The organism is Bacteroides sp. 224, assembly GCF_010500995.1.
In the GTDB taxonomy this organism is placed as follows: Bacteria; Bacteroidota; Bacteroidia; order Bacteroidales; family Bacteroidaceae; genus Bacteroides.
This window is the reverse complement of sequence record NZ_QVMK01000025.1, coordinates 1-25,692: the sequence shown is the minus strand read 5'-3', so window position 1 is coordinate 25,692 and position 25,692 is coordinate 1. Positions and strand designations below refer to the sequence as shown.

The window sequence follows — 25,692 nt, the reverse complement described above, 5'->3', positions numbered from 1 at the left end:
AAATGATTATAAACAATGATTACAGTTTCTAACGTTTCGGTACAGTTTGGTAAAAGGGTTTTATTTAATGATGTCAACCTGAAGTTTACAAATGGTAACTGCTATGGTATTATCGGAGCCAATGGGGCGGGAAAGTCTACTTTCCTTCGGGCTATTAGTGGTGATTTGGATCCTACTACCGGTTCTATAGGATTGGGACCCGGCGAACGTCTTTCTGTATTGAGCCAGGATCACTTTAAATGGGATGCTTTTACAGTGCTGGATACTGTATTGATGGGGCATACCGTACTTTGGGATATTATGAAACAACGAGATGTTTTATATGCCAAAGAAGATTTTACCGATGAAGATGGTCTGAAAGTTTCTGAATTGGAAGAAAAGTTTGCCGAACTCGACGGATGGAATGCGGAAAGTGATGCCGCTTCTTTGTTGAGTGGCTTAGGTATTAAAGAAGATAAACATTATATGTTGATGGGCGACCTAAGCGGTAATGAAAAAGTACGTGTCATGTTGGCGCAAGCTCTTTTTGGTAACCCGGATAACTTGCTGCTGGATGAGCCTACCAATGACTTGGATATGGAAACTGTCACTTGGTTGGAGGAGTATTTATCTAACTTTGAACATACAGTATTGGTTGTAAGTCACGACCGTCACTTCTTAGATTCTGTATGTACACATACTGTTGATATTGACTATGGTAAGATAAATCTGTTTGCCGGTAACTACAGTTTCTGGTATGAATCCAGTCAGTTGGCACTTCGTCAGCAACAGAATCAAAAAGCAAAAGCGGAAGAAAAGAAGAAAGAACTGGAAGAGTTTATTCGTCGTTTTAGTGCGAATGTGGCAAAGAGCAAGCAAACTACCAGTCGTAAAAAGATGCTTGAGAAACTTAATGTGGAAGATATTAAACCTTCTTCACGCAAATATCCGGGTATTATCTTCACTCCTGAACGTGAACCGGGAAATCAAATTCTTGAAGTTTCAGGATTGAGCAAGAAGACAGATGAAGGAGAGGTTCTGTTCAGCGACGTAAACTTCAATGTGGAGAAAGGGGATAAAGTGGTATTCCTTTCCAAGGATCCTCGTGCTATGACTGCCTTCTTCGAGATTATAAACGATAATATAAAACCTGATACCGGACACTTTAAGTGGGGGGTAACCATTACTACCGCTTATTTACCGCTCGATAATACAGCTTTCTTTGACTCCAATTTAAACTTGGTAGACTGGCTAAGTCAGTACGGAGAAGGTAATGAAGTGTATATGAAAAGCTTCCTCGGAAGAATGTTGTTCTCGGGCGAAGAGGTTTTGAAGAAAGTAAATGTGCTTTCAGGAGGAGAGAAGATGCGTTGTATGATTGCTCGTATGCAATTGCGTAATGCCAACTGTTTGATTCTGGATACTCCAACGAATCACCTTGACCTTGAATCTATTCAGGCGTTCAACAATAACTTGAAAATGTATAAGGGAAATATTCTTTTCTCTTCTCATGACCACGAATTTATTCAAACCGTGGCCAATCGTATTATTGAATTAACTCCGAATGGTATTATTGATAAGATGATGGAGTATGATGAATACATCACTTCCGATCACATCAAAGAAATACGTCAACGCATGTATAGTAGTAACTAATCTATTTTGAATAGATTAGTTTACTGCTTTCATCTCCAAATATATTATTTCCTAAACCGGTAAGGTTACCTCCGGTAACTATTACCTGTTTTAGGTTATCACAACCCATAAATGCTCCGTATTCAATATTGGTTACGGTTTCCGGTAATTCCAAAGCTCCGCTTAAACGAGTACATCCACTAAACGCACGTTGCCCTATTGATTTTAAACCTTTGGGGAGTTTAACTCTTAATAAATTCTTCTTCTGTGCAAATGTGAAGTCTGGCAGAACAGCCGTATTGGTGTTGTAGATATTAATATCTACCAAATTCCCCATATAGTTACTGATTAGTTTAAAATCTTCCGGATCTAATTTACCTTCTATGGTCAGGAAATTTATTTCTTTAGGCTCTAAACCGGCATTTTGGATTTCTTCCTTCAGGCTTCCTGCTGCTCCAATTTGAATAAAAGCTGTTATAGGCTTATTTTCTACAAAAGCAAAGTTTTCCCAATTCTTTTTATAACGATATTCGTCGATACTTCCTGCCGGAATAAAAATAGCAGTGATACTGTCTGTTAAAGCACCTTTTAGAAGGTTGGGAGGAGTTTTCTTGTTTATTCTACAAGCATATAGATTCTTGCAGCCTTTGAAAGCTCCATCGTCTATGTTCTTGATTTTCTCTGATAAGAAAACCTCTTTTAAAGTGTTTTTTCCTATCGTATCTTTTTCCATAACAAAACAGAAAGCATACGCCGGTACACAATTTTGGGGGTATACATAAAGCTTCTCGCCCGGATAAGTACCACCTCTTCCTGCGTAAGTTCTGATTTCGGCATTGGAAATATCAAGAAATTCAAGATGCTCAAAATCATTACGCATATTTTTGAAATCAATCGCGTTGATTCTTCCTGTAATGGTAAGGTGCGTAACTGTTTTAGCTTCTTTTTCTGTCAGATTACTGATTAATGTACCTGCTTTATCTACAAAGATGCTTTTGCTTACTTTTTGCGCATTCGCTGTTGTGGCCATTAATAACAGGCCAGCTATAAATAGTTGTTTTGTTTTCATAAGTAATTTAGTAATGTGGAACAAATATATGCAAATAGACTAAAAACCAGCACAGCTTTTCAGCTTTTATCTCTATTTTTGTTATTTAATTAACAATTAGACAATGGAGCGTAACTCAAACTTTTTATCCGCGAAGTGTTTGATACCTGTGTGGTTATCTGTTCCTTTATATATTATCATAACATATTCTTTGGTAGCTGTGCTCTCTATATTTTCGAGCTTGTTTTTGAAACTTCTGCCAGCCAATCACTCAACTCTTTCATTGTTGATTACATATTTTGTATCCTGGTTGGTGATGTTGTTTTCTGCTGTAGTATGTGCTATTCTTTTTATGAAATATATCAATGGTCGACCAGTTTCCGAATTAGGGTTTAGTATAAAGGGGAGAAGGAAGGATTGTTTGGTGGGAGTTATCTTTGCTGCTGTTCTGTACGCAATAGGGTTTACCGTATCTCTTGCTTTGGGAGTGTTGGAAGTCGCTGCGGTTCGTTGGGATTTCGTTTCCTTAATCGGAAGCTTTATCGTTTATTTTATTGCAGCTTCTGCCGAAGAAGTTCTTGTGCGTGGCTATGTGCAAGGCATCTTAATGACTAAAATGAATAAATTTGCAGCTTTGATTGTTGCTTCGCTTCTTTTCTCGTTACTTCATATTTTCAATGCGAATTTAACATTCTTCTCTCTTTTAAATCTGTTTTTGGCTGGTATTATGTTGGGTGCTTCCTTTATGTACACACACAATTTATGGTTTCCCATCATGTTGCATACAGCTTGGAATTGGATTCAGGGCTCTGTGTTGGGATATGAAGTGAGCGGTGGCAAGCTTTTTCCTTCTTTGTTTACTTTGCGTTTATCAGAGAATAATTTGTTGAATGGTGGTAGCTTCGGTTTTGAAGGATCTATTATTTGCTCTATACTGCTAATTATAAGCTCAGTATTGATTGTAAGATATTACGAAAGTAGGTAGTTGTTTGAGTACATGCGTCAAGTTTGGAGACTATACGCATGTACTTAAAATGATTTTTGGATTGTTTACTTATTTTGTTTGTGATGCAGCTTCTTTCTGCACCAGTTTTCTGAATACAACCGGATAGGGAGTTTCAAACTTCATCAAATCACCGGTAACGGGATGATGGAAATGAAGTCTGAATGCGTGCAGTGCCAAGCGTTTGATAGGATTGGATTCGCTTTCAAATTTTTCATCGCCTACAATCGGATGTTTTAGTTCATGCATGTGTGCCCGCGCCTGATTTTTCTTACTTTCACTCAAATCTAACTCTACCATTGAGAAGTCGTTGGCTCGTTTGATTGTTTTGTAATAGGTAACAGCTTTATTCCCATCGTTGTTAGATAGGGGAGAATGAGAGAAATAAAGTCGTCCATCCAGAAGCCATGAAGTTACCACTCCATTGTCTTTTTCCGTTTCGCCGGATAATATAGCCACATATTGATATCTCTTTATGGTTTTATTCCAATTATCCTGGAGAGTTATCTTGGTTTTTTCGTCTTTGGCAAAAATAAGGATTCCCGAAACTTCTCTATCCATGTGGTGTACAGCGTACACACGACGTTGCTTTCCGGAGCGTTGCACATATTCTTCGAGAATAGAATGTGCGCTGCGCTCTTTTTGTTTGCCTGTGGTAGTTAATATGCCTTCTTTTTTATCTACTACTAATAAATAAGCATCTTCATAAAGTATCTTAATCTGATTACTTTGAAATTCTTTTTTGCCTTCTTTGTTGATTTGAACTTTCATTCCCGATTTTAAAGGGAAGTTATATTGAGTGGTAATTACATGATCCACATATATCTGTCGTTTAGAAAGAAAAGACTTCGCAGCATTCCGGCTGATTCCGTCTTTGGCTTTCATCAAAAACTCCAATAATTCAGCCGGCTCTTTTACTGTAAATGTTTCGAACTTAGCTACAGCCCTTGCTACAGGTTTACCCTTTTTTTCTTTATTATTTTGTTTAGCCATGTTTTTATCTACGATTAAGAAGAACAACATTTTCCACATGGTGTGTATGTGGGAACATATCCACTGGTTGTACGGCTGTTACTTTATACTTTTCATCCAATAAAGCTAAATCTCTGGCTTGTGTGGCCGGGTTGCAGCTTACATATACAATGCGTTCGGGTTCTGCAAAAAGAATAACGTCTATTACATCCTGGTGCATACCTGCGCGGGGAGGGTCAGTAATGATCACATCGGGGCGACCGTATTGGTTGATAAATTCCTGTGTTAACAGGTCTTTCATATCTCCGGCAAAGAAGAGTGTGTTGTCGATTTTATTTATTTCGGCATTTACCTTCGCATCTTCTATGGCTTCGGGCACATATTCTATACCGATAACCTGTTTGGCTTGTTTGGCAACAAAGTTGGCAATGGTACCGGTACCTGTATAAAGGTCATAAACCAATTCTTTTCCGGTTAATCCGGCAAAGTTTCGGGTTACCTTATATAAATTGTATGCTTGCTCGGAATTTGTTTGGTAGAATGATTTTGGTCCTATCTTAAAGCGCAGACCTTCCATTTCTTCGAAAATATGATCGTTTCCTTTAAATACATGTACATCAAGATCGGTAATTGTATCGTTCCGCTTATTATTAACTACATATAATAAGGAGGTGATTTCGGGGAAGGTGTCGGCCATATACTGTAGCAGTTGCTTAAACAATGCCATTTCCTCTTCTTCTACTATTTGGCAGATCATGATAACCATCAATTCTCCTGTAGTAGATGTACGAACAATCATATTGCGCAACATTCCTTCCTGTTGGCGTATATCGTAGAAACGATAGTTGTGTTTATATGCATAATCACGAACCGCATTTCGTATCCTATTCGATATATCATCTTGCAGGTGACACTCCTCAATAGCCAATACCTTATCGAATGCCCCGGGTATATGAAAGCCTACAGCATTCATTTGGTCATATACCACATGCTGCTTTACCTCTTCGTTGGTAAGCCAACGTTTATTTGAGAACGTAAATTCCAGTTTATTACGATAGAATTCTGTTTTTTCAGATCCTAATATAGGAGAGATTTCGGGTAGTTCTATTTTCCCGATTCTGGTAAGGTTGTCTGTTACCTGCTTTTGCTTATATTTTATTTGCTCTTGGTAGGGGAGTACCTGCCATTTGCATCCTCCGCAGATACCGTAATGTCGGCAAAAAGGGACAGCTCGTACGGGCGAATATTCATGGAAGTACACAGCTTCGGCTTCAGCGTATTTATTTTTCTTTCTTTTTACTTGTAAGTCAACGATATCTCCGGGAACTACATAAGGAACAAAAACTACCAGATCGTCTACTTTTGCTATTGCCTTTCCTTCGGCTGCTATATCTATGATAGTCACCTTCTCCAATAAGGGGAGCTCTTTTTTCTTTCTTGCCACTTTTACGCCAGTCTATTAATTAATGGTGCAAAAGTAGGCATTTCTGTGATAAAAAGAAGTATATCTATTAAAGAATAAATTTTGTAATGTTTAAATAGCAATTTAAAGGTTCTAAAATTTCCCAATATAGATAATATCACTATTTTTGCGTTCAATAATGAGACTTATTATCCAACTTTAAACTAAAACTTATGGACAAAAAGAGAGTTTATACCTTCGGAAATGGACAAGCAGAAGGTAAGGCTGACATGAAAAATTTGCTCGGTGGAAAAGGAGCAAACTTAGCGGAAATGAATCTAATCGGTGTACCCGTTCCTCCCGGGTTTACAATCACTACAGACGTTTGCACAGAATACTACGAGATAGGTAAGGATAAAGTGGTTGCTTTATTGAAAAATGAAGTGGAGCAAGCCATTGTCGCTGTTGAGAAACTGATGAACTCCAAATTCGGAGATATTGAGAATCCACTACTTGTTTCTGTACGTTCGGGCGCTCGTGCATCTATGCCGGGTATGATGGATACTATCCTGAACTTAGGGCTGAATGATGCAGTAGTAGAAGGTTTGATTCGCAAAACCGGCAATGCACGTTTTGCTTGGGATTCTTACCGTCGTTTTGTGCAAATGTATGGCGATGTGGTTTTAGGTATGAAGCCGGTTAACAAAAATGATATCGATCCGTTCGAAGAAATAATTGAAGAAGTAAAAGAAGCCAAAGGTGTTGAACTGGATACAGATTTAACAGTAGACGACCTGAAAGAACTGGTAGCTAAATTTAAGGCTGCAGTGAAAAAACAAACAGGTAAAGACTTCCCCGAATCGGCTTACGAACAACTTTGGGGTGCCATCTGCTCTGTATTTGATTCATGGATGAATGATCGCGCCATCCTTTATCGCAAAATGGAAGGAATACCTGCTGAATGGGGTACTGCTGTAAATGTGCAAGCTATGGTATTTGGAAACATGGGCGAAACTTCGGCTACAGGTGTATGCTTCTCTCGTGATGCTGCCACCGGCGAAGACCAGTTTATTGGTGAATACCTGATTAATGCACAAGGAGAAGATGTGGTAGCGGGAATCCGTACTCCACAGCAAATTACCAAATTAGGTTCTCAACGTTGGGCAGAATTAGCAGGCGTTTCTGAAGAAGAACGTAAAGCTAAATATCCATCTATGGAAGAAGCAATGCCCGAAATCTATAAAGAACTGGATACCATTCAAACCAAATTGGAAGATCACTATTGTGATATGCAAGATATGGAATTCACCGTTCAGGAAGGTAAATTATGGATGTTGCAAACTCGTAGCGGTAAACGTACTGGTGCTGCTATGATTAAAATAGCAATGGATATGCTTCGTCAAGGTATGATTGATGAGAAAACAGCTCTTCTTCGTATCGACGCCAACAGATTAGACGAACTTCTTCACCCTGTGTTTGACAAAGAAGCATTGAAAAAAGCAAAAGTAATTGCTAAAGGTTTGGCTGCTTCTCCGGGTGCTGCAACAGGAAGAATCGTGTTTAGTGCCGACGATGCTGCTGAATGGGCAAAGAAAGGCGAAGATGTAATCATGGTTCGTATTGAAACTTCTCCCGAAGATTTAGCAGGTATGGCTGCTGCACAAGGTATTCTTACTGCCCGTGGCGGTATGACATCACATGCTGCGGTAGTAGCGCGTGGTATGGGTAAATGCTGTGTGTCTGGTGCCGGTGCTTTAAAGATAGATTATGCCACTAAAACTATTGAGGTGGATGGACAAACGCTGAAAGAAGGAGATTATATCTCATTAAACGGTTCTACCGGAGATATCTTTGATGGTAAAGTTCCTACTAAAGAGGCTGAACTGGATGAGGATTTCGCTGAAATCATGAATCTTTCAGATAAATATACACGTATGGCTGTGCGTACTAATGCAGATACTCCGAATGATGCATTGGTAGCTCGTAAATTTGGTGCTCAAGGTATCGGACTTTGCCGTACAGAACACATGTTCTTTGAAGGTGAAAAGATCAAAGCGATGCGCGAAATGATCCTTGCAGAAAATGCAGAAGGTCGCAAAGAAGCTTTAGCTAAGATTCTTCCTTACCAACAAGCTGACTTTGAAGGTATATTCGAAGCTATGAACGGACTTCCTGTAACAGTTCGTTTGCTCGATCCTCCTTTGCATGAGTTCGTTCCTCATGATGATAAAGGACAGCAGGAAATGGCTGATGCTATGGGCGTAGATGTGAAAGTGATTAAGCAACGTGTTGATGCTCTTCACGAACAAAACCCAATGCTTGGACACCGTGGTGCTCGTTTGGGTAATACCTATCCTGAAATCACAGAGATGCAAACACGTGCTATCTTAGGCGCTGCTCTGAATTTGAAGAAGAAAGGTGTTACAGCGGTTCCTGAAATCATGGTTCCATTAACCGGTATCCTTTATGAATTCCTTGAACAAGAAAAAGTGATTCGTGCCACAGCTGCTCAATTATTTGAGGAAAAAGGCGATAAGATAGACTTTAAAGTAGGAACAATGATTGAGATTCCTCGTGCTGCTCTTACAGCCGATCGTATTGCTTCTGCCGCTGAGTTCTTCTCTTTCGGTACAAACGACTTGACCCAAATGACTTTCGGATACTCTCGTGATGACATCGCTTCGTTCTTGCCTGTTTATCTTGAAAAGAAGATCCTGAAGTTCGATCCATTCCAGGTATTAGATCAAAAGGGAGTAGGACAGTTGGTGCGTATGGCTGCAGAAAAAGGTCGTGCAGTTCGTCCGGACTTAAAATGTGGTATTTGTGGTGAGCATGGTGGTGAGCCTTCATCTGTGAAGTTCTGCAATAGTGTAGGCTTGAACTACGTGAGCTGTTCTCCTTATCGCGTGCCAATCGCTCGTTTGGCTGCGGCGCAAGCTGTATTGGAACAATAATCTTGCTATATATAATATAATAAGGTGTAATTTAAAATGTGAAGGGATTTTCTTAATTAATTTAGGGAAATCCCTTAACTTATTTATTGTTAATGCGATACGTGCTGTTTTTGCTATTCTTAATTACTGTTTTATTCGTTTTTTTTAATTTTCGAAAGCTTAATAGTTGGATAATTCAAAACTCCCGCATACATTTGCAACGGCTTAAAATAACTAAATTATTAACTTAAAATTAGAAGAAAGTTATGAAAAAGATTGTAATGTTTTTATTCGTAGTATGTGCTGCTGTAGCAGCTAATGCACAAGTTTATGCTGGTGGTAGCTTAGGTTTTTGGGATAATGATGATGCTGACAAAACTTCTTTTAGAATTGTTCCTGAAGTAGGATATACTTTAGATGATAAGTGGGCTTTAGGTATTGAACTTGGCTATGATCATTCAAAAGTAGCAGGAATTAAAAAGGATATATATTTTGTAGCTCCTTATGCTCGTTATTCTTATTTCAACAAAGGTATTGTAAGTTTGTTTGTTGATGGTGGATTTGGTTTCTCTACTGTTAAAGATGGAGAAGATGGGTTTAACATTGGTTTGAAACCTGGTTTAGCTATCAAATTAACTGATAAATTCAGCCTAGTAAGCAAATTCGGATTTGTAGGATACAGTGATGATTATGAGTTTATGGAAAATGGATTTGGATTGGATTTAACAAACAACATCACTTTCGGTTTCTTTGTTAATTTCTAATGAAATAACAGACCCCTTATAAATTTCCCTCTCTATCTTAGAGATAGAGGGGGATTTTTCTTTTCTATCTAATTACGGATGAAGTATCTCTTCTGAAAATCCGATTTAATATCCTATATTTGCAAACTTAATTGCCTTTGCTTTTGTTACATTCACAAACTGAAATAGATACATAAATATGCACATAAAAAGAATTGCCTCTATAATTCTATTAGTAGGATTACTTACTTTACCTTCTTGTTCCTCAAAAGATTCTGTAGATAGAAATAACAAAGAAGTAAGAGAGGCGAGTATTGACTCTGTTGAAACAGAAATTGTGGTAGAAGAAGAACCCCAAATAAAAGAAATACTTCCTGCCGACATAAAAATAACCAAAGAACTAACTTACGAACAATATACTTTAGAAGATACTTACCCTTATAAAGACACTACTCGCACTTTTCAATGGGATAAGATTCGAGAGATAATGGCCCAAATAGAAAACGTTCAGCGCGAAGGCCCACAACCTTGGGGAATACTTAAAAACCGGAGAAACAAAAACGGAGAAGCTCCTTTAGTACACAACTGGAGTAGGAATGCATACAAGAATGTGGCCGACTCTTTTGGAATAGAACGCTTTCAAGGAACCCCCTTGTTTTTACCTTATGATTCGGTAACTCCTGTGCGTTATGGGCAAGATGGCGAATTGGTTAAACTTACTTATAGCAATGATAGTAGCGAATTCATTGGTGCACAAACCATATATGTGCCGGGTGATTTTATAATCCCTCGTAAATATGTTCATATAATAGATACCATCTGTTTTGAACATTTAGTATTTGTAGATAGGCACAACCAAAACATTACTACTTTAGAGAAAAACAATGATACTTGGCTTGTTCGTAGTATGAATCCTTCTACTACCGGGAAGTACCGCCCACCTTATGCACACGATACCCCACTTGGTATCTTTGTAATACAGGAAAAGAAAGCAAAAATGTATTATTATGTAGATGGTACTACCACCATTGCCGGATATGCCCCTTGGGCAAGCCGTTTTACGAATGGAGGATATATACATGGAGTACCCACCACTAATCCGCAAGGAAGTATTATAGAATATAGCCGAACGCTTGGAACCATTCCCCGTTCGCACATGTGTGTAAGAAATGCTTCTTCGCATGCTAAGTTTGTGTATGATTGGGCACTTCTTGAAAAGTCGTTGGTTGTTGTGATTGAGTAGATAAATGAAGAAATACTGGCAAATTCTCAAAAACTATAAGACAAGCCTGATACTTAGTCCTATCCTGGTTTTGGTCGCGGTGTTGTGTGAAACCATTCAGCCTATGTTTATGGCAAAAATAGTTGATGATGGTGTAATGCAGCGCGATCTTTCTGTGGTTACGGAAACGGGAATTTATATGGTTTTGATCTCCATTGCCGGATTAACAGTTTCCGTTATTAATGTGTATGTTTCTTCCAAAGCTTCTATCGGGTTCGGGACGGATTTGCGCACTGCCCTTTTTGATAAGATTCAACAATTATCCTTTTTCGATATAGACCATTTTAGTTCGGCTTCTCTTATAACCCGCTTAACAAATGATATATCCAAGATTCAGCAGATTATATTAATGTCTATGCGAATGATGCTTCGCTCTCCTTTAATGCTTGTTATGGCTCTTTTCTTTGTGATAACCATTAATACAGATCTGGCTTTAATATTATTGATTGCTATTCCGGTATTAGGAGTAAGTGTCTTTTTTATCTTGCGAAAAGGATTTCCTTTTTTTCTGAAAGTGCAGCAGAAAGTAGATCAATTAAATGAAGTAGTACGGGAGAACCTGATAAACATTCGTGTCGTTAAATCTTTTGTTCGCGAAGATTTTGAAGCAGATAAGTTCGAGAAGAGCAGTGGAGAGCTGCGCGATATGGTTATTCATGCATCAAACATTGTTGCTTCTATTTTTCCGGTAATGCAACTCGTTCTGAATGTATCTATCGTTGCTATTCTTTGGATTGGCGGTTTTAAAGTGATGGAGGGTGAACTGAAAGTCGGAGAATTGATATCTTTTGTGAATTACCTTTCGCAGGTGTTGATGGCTCTAATGATGTTGTCCATGATTTTTATGAATCTGGCTCGTGCTTCTGCATCATCCGAACGTATTTTGGAGGTACTTAATGCTAATCCTTCCTTAGTAAATACTCCGGAAGGTTTGCAAGATAAGTATAGGGTGACGAGAGGAGAAGTTGTATTTAAAAACGTATCATTTCGATATCCGAGTGGAGAAACAGATGTATTGCGCAATATCAATTTTGAAGTAAAACCGGGAGAAACCATCGCAATAGTGGGAGCAACCGGTTCGGCAAAAAGCTCTTTGGTGCAATTGATACCTCGCTTATATGATGTTACTTCGGGCGAGATTCTGATAGATGGAATTTCTGTGAAATCTTATCACCTGGATGAACTTCATGTCCGAATTGGTATGGTGTTGCAGAAAAATGAACTGTTTACAGGCACCATAATGGAAAACCTGCGATGGGGAAAGGAAGATGCTACTCTGGCAGAAGTAGAAGAAGCTTGTATTGCAGCGCAGGCTCATGAATTTATAATGTCTTTTCCTGAAGGTTATAATACCATGCTGGGAAGGGGAGGAGTGAACGTTTCCGGCGGACAAAAGCAACGCATTTGTATTGCTCGTGCCTTATTGCGTAAGCCCCAAATTCTGATATTAGACGATAGCACCAGCGCTGTGGATACGGAAACTGAAATGAAGATTCGAAACAATCTACATAAGTTATTGAATAATACCACAGTATTTATAATAACGCAGCGTATCAACACCATGCAATCGGCAGATAAAGTCATCGTATTGGAAGATGGAGAAATAAATGCCATAGGAACACCTGCCGAACTATTGGAGAACTCGGTTGTTTACCAGGAAATATATAACTCTCAACAAATTGTATTTTAAAGAACAATGGCGCACGGAGATCATTTTAAACATACAGGCAAACCCAAGGAAGGAAAAAAGACTTTTCTTCGAATGGTAACTTATGTAGCTCGTGAACGTAAGCTATTGTTTGTAATTGGCTTTTTGATTGTTATTAGTATAATAGTCAATCTGTTGGGGTCTTATATGATCCGCCCTATTATCAACGATTATATTCTTCCCGGAAATTTTTCTGGGTTGGTACATGTACTTTTAGTATTATTGGGCATCTATTTAGTGGGAGTAGTCGCAGTCTGGATTCAATATAGGTTGTTGAACGTAATCGGGCAGCGAACAGTTATGCGTATGCGTGCCGACTTATTCAAAAAGATGGAGAGACTTCCCCTCAAATATTTTGATACCCATCAGCACGGAGATTTGATGAGTCGCTATACAAATGACATAGACCGGATTAGCGATGCGCTGACTGATAGTTTATCAGATATGCTTTCCAGTGCTTTAATGCTGATTGGTATTTTTTCTTTAATGCTATACATTAGTCCCATACTTACCTTGGTTACACTTGTTACTGTACCGTTGATGTTTTTGAGTGCAAAAACAATTGTAAGTAGAAGTAGAAAGTACTTTAAAGCTCAACAGGAATCTTTAGGGGGCTTAAATGGGTATATTGAAGAAATGATCAGTGGACAAAAGGTAATAAAGGTGTTTGGGCACGAAAAGAAAGTAGAAGCCGATTTTGATGAAATGAACCAAGACCTGAAAGGAAAGTCGCAAAAAGCGCAATTCTTTTCCGGTTTAATGATGCCTTTAATGCAAAATCTCAATACATTAAACTATGTCATTATCACCATAGTTGGTGCTCTGTTAGCCATCTACAGAGGATTTGATGTGGGAGGATTAGCTGCATTCCTACAATATTCGCGACAATTCGGACGTCCTATTAATGAATTGGCCAGTCTATACAACAGTATTCAGGCTGCTATTGCAGGAGCAGAGCGTATTTTTAGCGTGATTGATGAAGCCCCCGAACCTGTTGATACACCTCATGCCGTAGACTTACCTCATATTCATGGAGATGTGGAAATGAAAGATGTCTATTTTGGATATAAACCGGAAAAGATTATTTTAAAAGGTATCTCTTTTCAGGTAAAAGCAGGTTGCAAGATTGCATTAGTCGGAGCTACAGGCGCAGGAAAGACCACCATACTGAACATGCTACCCAGATTCTTCGATATCCAATCGGGCGAGATAACCATAGATGGTCAATCCATTCAAGATATAAAACGGGATAATCTACGCCAATCTATGGCTATTGTATTACAAGATACGCATCTTTTTACCGGCACCGTTCGTGAGAATATCCGCTTTGGACGTCTGAATGCCACCGATGAAGAAGTAATAGAGGCTGCCAAGCTTACAGCCGCACACTCTTTTATTAAACGTTTACCAAAGGGATACGATACTATATTAGAAAATGATGGAGCGAGCCTTAGTCAAGGTCAACGACAATTATTGAATATTGCCCGGGCTGCCATTGCAGATCCTCCCATCCTCCTTTTGGATGAAGCAACCAGTAATATTGATACTCGTAGTGAAATTCTTATCCAAAAGGGTCTTGATAAGTTGATGGAAGGACGTACAAGTTTAATTATTGCCCATCGTCTTTCCACCGTAAAAAATGCTCATAAAATATTAGTGCTCGATGAAGGTCGCATTATTGAATATGGCACTCATCAGGAACTTTTGGAAATGAAAGGGAAGTATTATTCGTTGTATCAGGAGCAGTTTAAGTAGGGATTGAATGCTTATCGTTATACCTCTCAATAACTCCATTTTTGAAATTTCTTATGCCGGGTTTTGCCACGGCCGCGGCAACGTTTTGTCACGGCCGTGGAGAAATCTTGTTGCGGCCGCAGCAAAATCTTGTTACGGCCGTGCCTAAATTCTGTTACGGCCGTGGCAAAAATAGGTTCAGGGTTGCAAATTTTAAACAAAAAAAGAGGTAACCTTTATCAGATTACCTCTTGGTACACCCTCAGGGACTCGAACCCTGGACCCATTGATTAAGAGTCAATTGCTCTACCAGCTGAGCTAAGAGTGCATTTTCTTGTTTGCGAGTGCAAATTTAACAGATTTGTTTTATACAGCCAAATGAATGATTAGTTTTTTATAAAGAAAATGTGCGATTTAATCGAATTCATATAAATCAGAAGGAGTACTTCGCTTTAAAGCAAGCAGTTGAATGTCTTTGCCGGGAATAATACCTTTGCTCCTAAGTTTAAATTCTACTGTTTTATAAGCAAGTTCAGGGTGATTGTTGTCTTTACTTAAATGGCATAACCAAATGTGTTTTAAGTCTGCTGTTATGTTCTCTGCTAAGAAATCTGCGGTAACTTTGTTGCTGAGGTGTCCGGTTCGTCCGGATATTCTTTGTTTTAAGTGAGCAGGGTAAGGTCCCATTTTCAGCATTTCATCGTCATAATTGGCTTCTATGATTAAATAATTTGCTTTTATAATATATTGAGCTGCTAATTCTGTGATTTCGCCTAAGTCGGTCAAGAAAGAGAAGGTTTTATTTGCTATTTCAATACAGTACCCTACATTATCAGTGCCATCGTGAGGAACTTCGAAGGCTTCTATTCGGAAATCTTTAAGTTGTATAGGTTGCTGTTTCTCGATATATTTTACGCATGTATACAATTTCTCGGTCATACAATAGCTTCGATTAATGCCCTCATGGATTCGTTGAGTGGTATAAATGGGTATATGTAGCTTTTCTCCCAAATGTCCCACAGCCTTAATGTGGTCTGCATGATCATGGGTAACAAAAACTCCACAAATAGAACTCATGGGTATATTGAATTCCTTGAGCGTTCTTTTGATAGTGCGAATCCCAATCCCGGCATCTATTAATATGCCGTAATCTTTGTAACCTAAGTAGTAGCAGTTTCCACTGCTACCACTTGCAAGACTTAGAAATTTTATTTTTGAGGATTCCTCTTCCGGATAATCTATATTTAATTGCATACGTTAAGATTCTTCTTTTTGTCAATAGCTTTGGTGACCTGTGCAAATATCAGTAAAGCAAAAGCTGCTATAAGACCAATAGCTGCAAAATAATACCAAATATAATGTGCATGGACGCTTGCTTCTGCCCATGCTTCATGAGTTTCGAATAAAATGGGGTCCGGACAATATTTAGTTAATAACCATCCTGCCAATCCAAAACCCAAAATGGAGGATAAAAAAGAGTGTAGATGACTAAATCCCAAATATAAACCTTCTTCTCCTTTAGGCGCTTGGAGCGAAAAATATTCTAAATAGCGGGGAGAAATAAAGCACTCTGCTAATGCCTGTACTATGATTCCTGCTACCATCATTAAAGTAATATTGCTCAATCCCGAGATAATTTCATTATTGAATAAGTTTCCACATGCCATTAGCAAAGCTGAGATTGGAATAAGAAACATACCTATATTCATAGAAGTGATAGCGCTTTTTTTAGACATCAGACGAGTTATAAAGCTAACACAACAAACCACTATCAGGGGGTTAACATTGGCAATCCAACCTGGCTTGGCTGTTTCTCCGGCCATGCGAATCACATATTTAGGCATAGTTGCATATAGTTGCTGTTGCACCATCCAAAAACCGGTAACGATGAGTATCAGTAGTAATAAACGCCAATTAGATAAAATTCGCACAAATCCGGCCGAAATGTCTTTCATGCTTTTACCTTGTCCTGCTGTGTGGGCAGATTTATAAAGGAAATAAACTGCCAGTAAGGCTATAAGAGTCATGGTTGCCGAGAAGAAATTAATGTAAATATAGGCTTCTTCGCCAACAACTCCTCTTAAAGGATCAATGAGGGTTTTACCGGTAAAAGCACCAATGTTAACCATCATATAGAATATGGAATATCCACGAGCACGAGTTGCTTCAGTTGTTTCTTTGGCAACAGAAGCTGAGATTACAGATTTGATGAAAGAACCTCCTACAACAATAGTAAGCAAAATAGGAACAATGATCCATCTTTGTGAACTCTCTTGTATACCGGAGAAGACTGTTTTTTCACCATAAGTAACCAGACCACTTGATTCAAGCAAATTTGGAAAAATACCGAGACCTATATATCCGATGGTAAGTAACGAAAAAGCAATAAGCATGGATTTACGAAATCCTATTTTATCGGCGTATGCACCTGTGAATATCGGGAGGAGATAAAGAGCACCAGAGAAAAGACCGGAAATCATGCTGGCCTCAAAATCACTGAAGCCTAAAATGGTAGAGAGATAGATGGTTAATACAATAAATATGGCATAATATGCCATACGTTCAAACAGTTCAACTGTATTACTGACCCAAAAGGCTTTTGGGAACCCTTTGGGCGCAGTTTGCGTAGGATTGTTCATCGATTTAGCTAGTATAATTATAAAAATGTAATTAGGTGTGCAAAATTAATGAAAAAAGGAATACTCTCATAGAAAGTATTCCTTTAAAGACGATTAAATCTATGTCAGATTGTTAAAACTCAAAGAATTTTTTAGCGTTGTTGTAGCTGATATCTTCGATCATTTGGTTAATTCTATCCATTTCTGAAGCAGGAAGTTCGCCATTCTCTACATCACGTCCTACAAGATTACATAAAGTACGACGGAAATATTCATGACGGGGATAAGAAAGGAAAGAACGAGAATCCGTTAGCATACCTACAAAACGGCTTAATAAACCAAGTACAGACAGTGCATTCATTTGTTTTTCCATACCATCTTTCTGATCAAGGAACCACCAGCCTGAACCGAATTGAATCTTACCGGCAATTGTTCCATCCTGGAAGTTTCCAAGCATGGTAGCAATTACTTCATTGGCGCATGGGTTCAGATTATACAGAATTGTTTTAGTCAATTTATCCTGTGAGTTCAAACGGTCTAAGAATTTAGACATTGCTTTGGCTGTGGTGAATTCTCCAATAGAGTCGAATCCGGTGTCGGCACCAAGCAGCTTAAACATTTTGCTGTTGTTATTACGGATGGCACCATAGTGGAATTGTTGAGTCCAACCTTTTTCCCAATCCATCTCACCAAATACAACTAACATGGCTGATTTGAATTTCAGAATTTCTTCTTTACTTAATTCAGTGCCACCATATACTTTATTGAAGATTGCTTTAATTTCAGCTTCTGTATAATCTTCAGCATAAAACTCTTCAATACCGTGGTCGGATAATTTACAACCTTGTTCTGCAAAGAAGTCATGACGTTTGCGAAGAGCAGCAATCATATCATCAAATGTAGAGATGGATATACCACTTACTTCTGCCAGTTTTTCAACATAAGCACGGAAATCAGCTGGTACTTCTACAGCCATAGCTTTGTCCGGACGCCATGTAGGAAGCATTTTTACCTCAAAACCACTTTCGCGGGTTTTAATATGATATTCCAGTGAATCAATAGGATCATCAGTTGTACAAACAACCTCCACTTTATAACGACGCATGAAACCGCGAGCAGAATATTCGGGCTGAGTAAGCTTTTCATTACATTCGTCAAAAATCTCACGCGCAGTTTTAGGACTTAAAATTTTGTTGATACCGAAAGCAGTTTTCAATTCCAGGTGTGTCCAATGATAAAGCGGATTTCTCATGGTATAGGGAACTGTTTCTGCCCACTTTTCAAACTTCTCCCAATCGCTGGTGTCTTTACCTGTACAGAAGCGTTCGTCAATTCCATTTGTACGCATAGCACGCCATTTATAATGGTCGCCTCCCAACCAAACTTCTGTTAAGGATTTAAACTTATGATCATCAGCTACCATTTGTGGAATTAAGTGACAATGATAATCAATAATGGGCATTTTAGCCGCATGTTCGTGGTATAACTTCTGTGCAGTCTCGGTTTGCAACAAAAAGTTCTCATCCATAAAATTTTTCATTCTCTTGTGTTTTTGGTATACAAAATTATTACTTTTGACTTTAAAGATATATAATGCTGATTATTAATGGAATAGGTTAATAAGTTCTTTATGTTTTATTAACCGTTATCGAACACAAAAATAAATATTTTACTTGTAGTACCAAAATAATTCGTATATTTGCCCCGAAGATTTATGATATTTAACGCTTCGATGTTTCAAGAGTAAATACATAAAAAAGTACCATGAAATCCAAAAGTTATAGAATCAAAGACATAGCTGAAATGGCCGGGGTTTCTATCGGCACAGTAGATCGTGTATTGCATAATCGGGGCGATGTGTCTCAAGAGAGCATGGAAAAAGTGAAAAAAGTGCTTAAAGAAATCGACTATAAGCCTAATATGTTTGCTATTGGTTTGGCGGCCAAAAAGAAATATTCCTTTGTTTGTGCTATACCTTATTATATAGAGAATGACTATTGGTATACCATTGCTACCGGCATAGAAAAAGCAGCCAAAGAATTGCAACCATTCAATGTAAATATAGACTTTGTGCAATATAAGCATAGCGATGAAGCCTCTTATCGAAAAGTTTGCGAAGAATTGAGAGAGATAAAGACAGACGCAATTCTTCTGGCTCCAATCTTTGAAGAAATTACCATTGAGCTGACAAGGATTCTTGATAAAAAGAAAACTCCCTATATTTTCATTGATCATAACTTCTTGGATACCAAAGCATTAATGTATATCGGTCAAAATTCATATATGAGCGGATATATTGCCGGAAAAATATTAATGAGTGATTATGAGAAAGATCAGGAGATCGTACTCTTCCTGAATAACAATAAAGATAATCCTGCTGAAGTTCAAATGCAGCGACGCATGGAAGGTTTTGTTAATTTTCTGACTGAGCAATGTGATAAGGTAACCATTCATGATGTCGTTTTCAATAAAGATAAACCTGAAGAAGATCGAATTTCTCTGGATCGCTTCTTTCAGCAACACCCAAAGGTGAAGCTTGGTGTTGTTTTTAATTCACGTGCCCATTATATAGGAAGTTATTTGAAGGAATCCGGAAATACCCTGAAAAGTTTGGTAGGATATGACTTGCTTAAAAAGAATGTAGAGCTGTTAAAGTCCGGAGAAATAAAATATTTGATAGGGCAACGTCCTGCTCTGCAGGGATACTATGGCGTGAAAGCCTTATGTGATTATGTGGTATTTAAAAAGGAGGTCGATCCCATCAAATATATGCCGATAGATATATTAATGAAAGAAAATATAGATTACTATTTCGAATTAGAATAATCAAATATCATTTAAAAATGAAAGAATTAAACAGAAAAACAGCTCAGGTAAACACGTACCCGGAACGTGTTATTCAATTTGGTGAAGGTAACTTTTTACGTGCATTTGTGGATTGGATTATCTACAATATGAATGAGAAGGCAAATTTCAACAGCAGCGTAGTGGTGGTTCAGCCTATTGAAAAAGGAATGGTAGATATGTTGAATGCTCAGGATAATCTCTATCATGTAAACCTTCAAGGGCTTGACAAAGGTAAAGTGGTGAATGATTTAACTTTGATTGATGTTATTAGTCGTTCATTAAATCCATATTCGCAACATGCTGAGTTCATGAAATTGGCAGAACAACCTGAAATGCGTTTTGTTATATCCAATACTACGGAAGCAGGTATTTCCTTCGATCCTTCGTGTAAATTAGATGATGCTCCAGCATCTTCTTATCCGGGAAAATTAACTCAATTATTATATCACCGCTTTAAAACATTTAATGGAGATAAAACTAAAGGGCTTATTATTTTCCCTTGTGAGTTGATCTTTCTGAATGGTCATAAACTAAAAGAAACGATTTATCAATATATTGATCTTTGGAATTTAGGTGAAGAATTTAAAACCTGGTTTGAGGAAGCTTGTGCTGTATATGCTACATTGGTAGACCGTATTGTTCCGGGATTCCCACGTAAAGATATTGCAGAGATTAAAGAGAAGCTACAATATGATGATAACTTGGTTGTTCAGGCTGAAATCTTCCATTTGTGGGTGATCGAAGCTCCTCAAGAAGTGGCTAATGAGTTTCCAGCAGATAAAGCCGGATTGAATGTACTCTTTGTGCCATCTGAGGCTCCTTACCATGAACGTAAAGTAACTTTATTGAATGGTCCTCATACTGTTTTATCTCCTGTAGCTTTCCTTTCGGGTATTAATATTGTACGCGATGCTTGTCAGGATTCAGTAGTAGGTAAGTACATTAATATGGTTATGTTTGATGAACTGATGGAAACCTTGAACTTACCTAAAGATGAATTGCAAAAGTTTGGCGAAGATGTATTGGAACGTTTTAATAATCCATTCGTAGATCATGCCGTAACAAGTATTATGCTAAACTCATTCCCTAAATACGAAACCCGTGATCTTCCGGGATTGAAAACTTATTTAGAGCGTAAAGGCAAACTTCCTAAAGGATTGGTTCTGGGATTAGCAGCTATTATTACTTATTATAAAGGTGGAGTGCGTAAAGATGGTGCTGAAATCATTCCTAACGATGCACCTGAAATAATGAGCTTATTGAAAGACCTTTGGGCAACTGGTGATACAGAGAAAGTAGCTAAAGGTGTTCTTGCAGCAGAATTTATTTGGGGCGAAGATTTGAATAAGATTCCAGGGTTGACAGATGCAATTGTGGCTGATCTTAATTCAATTCAAGAAAAAGGAATGCTTGAAATTGTAAAAGCTATTATTTAAAGTTATTAGCATTTATTTGATGGAATTTTAATATAGTATTTGTGGGGAGTCAAAAGTCTGGTTGTTCTTTGAGTAGATTGTAAATGATAAGAACAATTAGAGTTTTGATTCCCTTTTTAGTATATCAAACGAAGATACACAGAAGTTGTTATAGCGTTTTGAAAGATAGGATATGATAAGTTACTCCTACGGCAATAATAAAAAGTAGAATCTTAACAGGAAGCAAAGGAACCACAAAGAAGATACAGTAAAGCATGGTGCCCCACATTAAACAGATCGAAAGTATCTTGGCTTTTAGTGGGATTGCTTTGTTTTCTCTGAAATTCCGGATATAAGATCCTAAATATTTATGATTCAGCAACCAATTATATAAACGATCGGATGATTTGCAATAAAGTGCCGCTGTGAGTAATAAAAAAGGGGTAGTGGGTAGTAACGGTAGAAAGATACCAAGAATTCCTAATCCTAAAGAAATAGAGCCTAAAATGATATATAAAATTTTCATGTGAAAGATTAGAATCCTAAACTTTGCATCCGCACGGGAGGAGAGGCTCGAACTCCCGACACCTGGTTTTGGAGACCAGTGCTCTACCAACTGAGCTACTCCCGTGTTTGCGGTTGCAAAGGTAGTTTATTATTTGATATAACCAAATACCTTTGCTGTTTTTTCCTGAAGAGAATGTTTCGTATTTATTCTTAGAATAACCCTATATCCTCAAACATCCCCTGATAAACAGCCGCTTTCTCCTCTAACTTTAAAGGATACGCCCGAGAAGAAGAGGGCATTCGGTATAATTTAAGCAGTCGCCTTTCAAACATAAACTCAGCAAATCCTCCCACTTTGGGTTCTTTGATATCGAATTGTTCTAAAAGAGTATCGGTGGCTTTTTGACCTGTGGTAACGATTGCCTTACATGCGGGTAGTTGCCTGAGCATAGCTTTAATATCCGTAGGCTTGATTATTTCCAGAAATTTATCGGAAGCATTATCTTGCAGCCTGCGTATCTCGGTGGCAGTATCGAACAAGGCAATGCCCTTTTTGTTGGCAAATTCAATAATCCGTTCTTTGCAAAAAGCTTTTTTGGCATCAGTCAGAAAGTATTCTTTATCAGCAAAGAAAATGGTGCCCATAATTCGCCACATATCATTGTTAAAGTTCGGGTAGTAGAATTCCATACACCAGCGCTTCTTTTGGGGAGGAAAACTACCCAGCATCAACACTAGAGCATTCATGGGCATGAATGGCTCAAGCGGATGTGTTTCAATAGGGATAATATTCATTGGTTGCTTGGTTATTTGATGTCGACGCCCAAATTACTAAACTCTTCGGTGGTTTTGAAACGAAAATTAGGATATTCATAAATGCGAAATCTGGGTTCGGTTTTTCCCTCGGTGTAGAACCAAATTGTATTATAGTCATCGGCATCTTCTCCCATTTGTTCTAATTGACGAAGGTAAGAGGCTATGGATTTGTTTTCTACAATGTAGACATTGTCCATTTGATTAATAATAGGACTGTGCTTTCGGGTATTATCATGATCGAATTTTAGAATCCTTTTTCCATTTTTGGTAAGCCCGATGGTGGTGAAACTCATGCTTTTTCCTATTCCGGGCAAATTAAGTACGCTGCGGTCGGTAGCTAAAAAGGGGAGATGATATCTTTTCATGAATCGCAGGATACGTTCTGCAATATACTCGCCACTTTCCAGAAGATAAACCAATTCTTCTTGTTGTGCATAAGATAGATTCCCAAATATTTTCTCTTCATGCTGTTCTTGTAATGAACGGCTATTGGGCGTGAATACGGCATAATTCTCGTGAAACCCTTTTACGGAGAATGTATAATAGCAAACTACTCCTAATCTATTAAGCATCTGACGAAGACGATTGGTATGTCCCCGGCGGGAGGCGGCAACCGTATATACCAGTTGGTTAGTTATTGTCCATCCGGCAGAGAGAATCTTATTAATAGCTTCACGGGCTTGCGGAGTGATTTCTAATGGCGTTTGAAAATGTGTCTGGATAACAAACTGTTTCACTCCGATGGCAGAAGCATTCTCCTTAAATTCTCGCAGAATATTTACTAACTCATCGTTAATACGCATAGGCAGATAAGCCAACAGGCGAGAACCAAGGCGTACTCGTTGTAGCTCTGCATATTTTTCTCCTTCGGGCCGATCCCAGTTTTTTTGACGTTTGCGCTGCGCCATCCGGTATACGGCATCAAGAATGTTTTTCAAGGTTTTATTTTGGCTCATCAAGGCATCTCCACCTGTGATGAGTATATCTCTTAGTTGAGTATCTTCTTCGAAATAATTCATGAGTCGGCGCAGTTTCTTTTCCCAGGATTCTTTGGGAGCAAGCGTTTCCAACTCAAAATTAAGACGTTCGCTTTGGAAGTCGTACATACGTTGACAAGAGGCACATAACCCTCCACAAGCACGTCCCATAGTGTCGGGGATTAGAATCGCTACTTCCGGGTAGCGGCGATGGATGTTGTGTCCATCGGGGAGTAACCAGCCAGCAGCATTGGGTTTCCCTTCTTCTACTACATCTTCTTTTTCCCAAGCATGTATATTGCCATAAGTATCCACTAATTCGGGCGAATAAAGAATGTAGTTTCTGATGGCTTCGTCATTATACCCTTCTTTGGTTGTGTTCAGTAAAGAGAGGTAGTAGGGAGTTACAAAGAATGGAATTCCTTTCTTCTTCGCTTTGGTAAGAACTTGCATGGTATTTGCCGATAATGATTCGCCCAGAAAGCGATTTAGTTCATTGGGGCCTTTAATGGCCATGGATAAGTGGAAACGAAAATTATTCCACCAGTTGCTTACCAGGTTGTATTTTTCTTCATAGGAGGCCGATTCCGGAAATTGATAGCGAGATTGTGAACCTTTGCGTGCTTCAATTTTTGTAATCAGTAATTGAATCATTCGTTCTTTGTTTTGTTCACGCAATTGTATGACATCTTCGTCCATTCCCGTAGGCCATCTTTCTGTGCGGGTTTTAATGCGCTGGGCAGATGGCTTGGGTATATCCGGAAAATACAACCTTTGAAATTGATAATAGAGATCAATAAACAGATCGGTGCCGGTAACTTCTTCCGGAAGATGACCGGTTAAGAATTGCCAAAGCAGAGACAGTGTTTGTACTTTCATGGTTTGTTCGGTAGAGAGCTCATAGATCTCTTTGCCGGAATAATCAATCAGGAGTCGAATCTGCTCATTGGCTTCTTTTCTTTCCATCCCGTCCAGGTATGTAAGCAAGTAATCTTTAAATTCCGAATCGTTTTCGCTTTTCAAAGCAATCGAAAAAAGATCGGGTAAATCTTGTTTAAATAACTGGCGTAATTGATTGAAATTGAAGGTGAGTATCTTCTTTTGTTTCATGTAAAAATGTTGTTTTAATTGTTAATTAAATAAGGTGGGATCATATAAATATAACAAAAAAGCGGGAGAAAAGGTCTCCCGCTTCGGTGTTATGTGAATTTCTTTAGGATTTTTTCCTATTCGCTAACAGAATTATTCTTCGGCTGTTTTCTTCTTTCCGGATTCTTTTTTAGCCAACATAATAATATGATAAGCATATTCCGTCATCCATTGTTCAGAGAATCCCAAACGTTCTTTGTATTTACGAACATCAGTGGCGGTTTTGTGTACTTCATCTTTCTTCCACACTGTTTTGGTTACAATGTCATGAATTGTTTTCTCGGTTAAGCCATACATCGTTTTCTTGAATCGACCGGGAAGACGGAATTTCCATTGCATCAAATTTCCCAATAACATCATTAAATCATTGGAGAATGCCTGATAAACATACAGGTATGGTTGTACATCCTGCTGCTTTTTACAGTTCTTTTTGATGGAAGAATCTATTTCCTTGAAGAAGTTTTCGCTGATTTCATAATCTTGCATGAGCATTTTCTTAGCACGCGATTTTTCGCCCAAACCTAATTTTCCTCCCTGGGTAGGTACTTTGAATACGCGTTTGAAGTTGGCTACGTCAGGTACCATATTGATGTTGGTAATTCCCAGATTAGAAGCAATCACGGATTGAAAGTAAACACGTGTAAGAGAGGCAAAGTCTTCTACATTCTTTTGATCGTCATCATTCTTTTTTCCGAAAAGCTTTGAAAATATACTCATAGTTCTTGATGTTTTTTTAGAATCAGCGCAAAAATACAAAAATAAAAAGAAATATTAGCTTTAACCCGGATTATTCATACTCAGCTTCATGAAGAAGTTTAGGGCAAGCTGTCTTTTTGTAGATATGGTTGACTCTTTAACGACTCAACCAATGAAAGAAAAGAAGTCCAACGATGCTCACGCTTTTCATTTTCGGATTCGTGAGAT

The 25,692-nt window shown here is 38.3% G+C and carries 19 protein-coding genes and 2 tRNA genes; 9 read left to right on the top strand and 12 right to left on the bottom strand.

Going from position 1 to position 25,692, the window contains the following annotated elements; all coding sequences use genetic code 11:
• Positions 1-15 precede the first annotated feature (15 nt).
• The gene (locus D0T60_RS12010; protein WP_163218405.1) at positions 16-1,635 is read left to right on the top strand and encodes an ABC-F family ATP-binding cassette domain-containing protein; all 1,620 of its coding nucleotides are present in this window, start codon (positions 16-18) and stop codon (positions 1,633-1,635) included.
• Between the two features lies 1 nt (position 1,636).
• Here the strand turns inward: D0T60_RS12010 and D0T60_RS12005 are convergent, their stop codons facing one another.
• Positions 1,637-2,683, bottom strand: a complete 1,047-nt coding sequence (locus tag D0T60_RS12005; protein ID WP_163218404.1) for a leucine-rich repeat protein — start codon at positions 2,681-2,683, stop codon at positions 1,637-1,639.
• A 103-nt stretch (positions 2,684-2,786) separates the two neighbouring features.
• Here D0T60_RS12005 and D0T60_RS12000 point away from each other — a divergent pair, with 103 nt between their 5' ends.
• Positions 2,787-3,647, top strand: a complete 861-nt coding sequence (locus D0T60_RS12000; protein ID WP_163218403.1) for a CPBP family intramembrane glutamic endopeptidase — start codon at positions 2,787-2,789, stop codon at positions 3,645-3,647.
• 69 nt (positions 3,648-3,716) lie between these two features.
• Here the strand turns inward: D0T60_RS12000 and D0T60_RS11995 are convergent, their stop codons facing one another.
• Positions 3,717-4,658, bottom strand: coding sequence for an RluA family pseudouridine synthase (locus D0T60_RS11995; protein ID WP_163218402.1), 942 nt, complete (start codon positions 4,656-4,658; stop codon positions 3,717-3,719).
• 4 nt (positions 4,659-4,662) lie between these two features.
• On the bottom strand, positions 4,663-6,081 hold the full coding sequence (rlmD, locus tag D0T60_RS11990) for a 23S rRNA (uracil(1939)-C(5))-methyltransferase RlmD (RefSeq protein WP_163218401.1): 1,419 nt from the start codon (positions 6,079-6,081) through the stop codon (positions 4,663-4,665).
• A 191-nt stretch (positions 6,082-6,272) separates the two neighbouring features.
• On the opposite strand from rlmD, the gene ppdK reads away from it, so the two are divergent.
• From ppdK to D0T60_RS11965, 5 genes are all read left to right on the top strand, one after another.
• Positions 6,273-8,993: a pyruvate, phosphate dikinase gene (gene ppdK, locus D0T60_RS11985; protein ID WP_163218400.1), complete on the top strand. Its 2,721-nt coding sequence runs from the start codon at positions 6,273-6,275 to the stop codon at positions 8,991-8,993.
• Positions 8,994-9,238: 245 nt separating this feature from the next.
• On the top strand, positions 9,239-9,736 hold the full coding sequence (locus D0T60_RS11980) for an outer membrane beta-barrel protein (protein ID WP_163218399.1): 498 nt from the start codon (positions 9,239-9,241) through the stop codon (positions 9,734-9,736).
• 178 nt (positions 9,737-9,914) lie between these two features.
• Entirely contained in the window at positions 9,915-10,958 is a 1,044-nt protein-coding gene (locus tag D0T60_RS11975) for a L,D-transpeptidase (RefSeq protein ID WP_163218398.1), read from the top strand.
• Between the two features lie 4 nt (positions 10,959-10,962).
• A complete protein-coding gene (locus D0T60_RS11970) occupies positions 10,963-12,687 on the top strand; it encodes an ABC transporter ATP-binding protein (RefSeq protein WP_163218397.1) in 1,725 nt (574 codons plus the stop codon).
• Positions 12,688-12,693: 6 nt separating this feature from the next.
• Entirely contained in the window at positions 12,694-14,460 is a 1,767-nt protein-coding gene (locus D0T60_RS11965) for an ABC transporter ATP-binding protein (protein ID WP_163218396.1), read from the top strand.
• Between the two features lie 231 nt (positions 14,461-14,691).
• Here D0T60_RS11965 and D0T60_RS11960 read toward each other — a convergent pair.
• The 4 genes from D0T60_RS11960 to uxaC form a co-directional block, all read right to left on the bottom strand.
• Positions 14,692-14,767, bottom strand: a tRNA-Lys gene (locus tag D0T60_RS11960).
• Between the two features lie 86 nt (positions 14,768-14,853).
• Complete coding sequence (locus D0T60_RS11955) at positions 14,854-15,693, bottom strand: MBL fold metallo-hydrolase (RefSeq protein WP_163218395.1); 840 nt, start codon at positions 15,691-15,693, stop codon at positions 14,854-14,856.
• Positions 15,684-17,078 (bottom strand): peptide MFS transporter, encoded by a 1,395-nt coding sequence (locus tag D0T60_RS11950; RefSeq protein WP_163218394.1) that lies wholly within the window; start codon positions 17,076-17,078, stop codon positions 15,684-15,686. Before D0T60_RS11950 ends, D0T60_RS11955 begins: the two co-directional genes overlap by 10 nt.
• A gap of 112 nt (positions 17,079-17,190) precedes the next feature.
• Positions 17,191-18,597 (bottom strand): glucuronate isomerase, encoded by a 1,407-nt coding sequence (uxaC, locus tag D0T60_RS11945; RefSeq protein ID WP_163218393.1) that lies wholly within the window; start codon positions 18,595-18,597, stop codon positions 17,191-17,193.
• Between the two features lie 224 nt (positions 18,598-18,821).
• Between uxaC and D0T60_RS11940 the strand changes: the two genes are divergently transcribed.
• Both D0T60_RS11940 and D0T60_RS11935 read left to right on the top strand, forming a co-directional pair.
• Positions 18,822-19,883 carry a LacI family DNA-binding transcriptional regulator gene (locus D0T60_RS11940; protein ID WP_163218392.1) on the top strand — a complete coding sequence of 354 codons (1,062 nt, stop codon included), beginning with the start codon at positions 18,822-18,824 and terminating at the stop codon, positions 19,881-19,883.
• 17 nt (positions 19,884-19,900) lie between these two features.
• Positions 19,901-21,340, top strand: coding sequence for a tagaturonate reductase (locus tag D0T60_RS11935; RefSeq protein ID WP_163218391.1), 1,440 nt, complete (start codon positions 19,901-19,903; stop codon positions 21,338-21,340).
• 148 nt (positions 21,341-21,488) lie between these two features.
• On the opposite strand, the gene D0T60_RS11930 is transcribed toward D0T60_RS11935, so the two are convergent.
• From D0T60_RS11930 to D0T60_RS11910, 5 genes are all read right to left on the bottom strand, one after another.
• Positions 21,489-21,845 carry a YbaN family protein gene (locus D0T60_RS11930; protein ID WP_163218390.1) on the bottom strand — a complete coding sequence of 119 codons (357 nt, stop codon included), beginning with the start codon at positions 21,843-21,845 and terminating at the stop codon, positions 21,489-21,491.
• 32 nt (positions 21,846-21,877) lie between these two features.
• A tRNA-Trp gene (locus D0T60_RS11925) sits at positions 21,878-21,950 on the bottom strand.
• A gap of 86 nt (positions 21,951-22,036) precedes the next feature.
• The gene (locus tag D0T60_RS11920; protein WP_163218389.1) at positions 22,037-22,621 is read right to left on the bottom strand and encodes a uracil-DNA glycosylase family protein; all 585 of its coding nucleotides are present in this window, start codon (positions 22,619-22,621) and stop codon (positions 22,037-22,039) included.
• An 11-nt stretch (positions 22,622-22,632) separates the two neighbouring features.
• Positions 22,633-24,729 (bottom strand): KamA family radical SAM protein, encoded by a 2,097-nt coding sequence (locus D0T60_RS11915; protein ID WP_163218388.1) that lies wholly within the window; start codon positions 24,727-24,729, stop codon positions 22,633-22,635.
• A gap of 132 nt (positions 24,730-24,861) precedes the next feature.
• Complete coding sequence (locus D0T60_RS11910) at positions 24,862-25,485, bottom strand: hypothetical protein (protein ID WP_163218387.1); 624 nt, start codon at positions 25,483-25,485, stop codon at positions 24,862-24,864.
• Positions 25,486-25,692 lie beyond the last annotated feature (207 nt).

Bases quoted from the DNA above. Each gene is read 5' to 3' on its own strand.
- D0T60_RS11920 (WP_163218389.1), bottom strand. From the start codon at position 22,621: ATGAATATTATCCCTATTGAAACACATCCGCTTGAGCCATTCATGCCC.
- D0T60_RS11935 (WP_163218391.1), top strand. From the start codon at position 19,901: ATGAAAGAATTAAACAGAAAAACAGCTCAGGTAAACACGTACCCGGAA.
- D0T60_RS11940 (WP_163218392.1), top strand. From the start codon at position 18,822: ATGAAATCCAAAAGTTATAGAATCAAAGACATAGCTGAAATGGCCGGG.
- D0T60_RS12000 (WP_163218403.1), top strand. From the start codon at position 2,787: ATGGAGCGTAACTCAAACTTTTTATCCGCGAAGTGTTTGATACCTGTG.
- uxaC (WP_163218393.1), bottom strand. From the start codon at position 18,597: ATGAAAAATTTTATGGATGAGAACTTTTTGTTGCAAACCGAGACTGCA.
- ppdK (WP_163218400.1), top strand. From the start codon at position 6,273: ATGGACAAAAAGAGAGTTTATACCTTCGGAAATGGACAAGCAGAAGGT.
- D0T60_RS11980 (WP_163218399.1), top strand. From the start codon at position 9,239: ATGAAAAAGATTGTAATGTTTTTATTCGTAGTATGTGCTGCTGTAGCA.
- D0T60_RS11930 (WP_163218390.1), bottom strand. From the start codon at position 21,845: ATGAAAATTTTATATATCATTTTAGGCTCTATTTCTTTAGGATTAGGA.
- D0T60_RS11955 (WP_163218395.1), bottom strand. From the start codon at position 15,693: ATGCAATTAAATATAGATTATCCGGAAGAGGAATCCTCAAAAATAAAA.
- D0T60_RS12005 (WP_163218404.1), bottom strand. From the start codon at position 2,683: ATGAAAACAAAACAACTATTTATAGCTGGCCTGTTATTAATGGCCACA.
- D0T60_RS11965 (WP_163218396.1), top strand. From the start codon at position 12,694: ATGGCGCACGGAGATCATTTTAAACATACAGGCAAACCCAAGGAAGGA.
- D0T60_RS11915 (WP_163218388.1), bottom strand. From the start codon at position 24,729: ATGAAACAAAAGAAGATACTCACCTTCAATTTCAATCAATTACGCCAG.
- D0T60_RS11995 (WP_163218402.1), bottom strand. From the start codon at position 4,658: ATGGCTAAACAAAATAATAAAGAAAAAAAGGGTAAACCTGTAGCAAGG.
- D0T60_RS11975 (WP_163218398.1), top strand. From the start codon at position 9,915: ATGCACATAAAAAGAATTGCCTCTATAATTCTATTAGTAGGATTACTT.
- D0T60_RS11970 (WP_163218397.1), top strand. From the start codon at position 10,963: ATGAAGAAATACTGGCAAATTCTCAAAAACTATAAGACAAGCCTGATA.
- D0T60_RS12010 (WP_163218405.1), top strand. From the start codon at position 16: ATGATTACAGTTTCTAACGTTTCGGTACAGTTTGGTAAAAGGGTTTTA.
- D0T60_RS11950 (WP_163218394.1), bottom strand. From the start codon at position 17,078: ATGAACAATCCTACGCAAACTGCGCCCAAAGGGTTCCCAAAAGCCTTT.
- D0T60_RS11910 (WP_163218387.1), bottom strand. From the start codon at position 25,485: ATGAGTATATTTTCAAAGCTTTTCGGAAAAAAGAATGATGACGATCAA.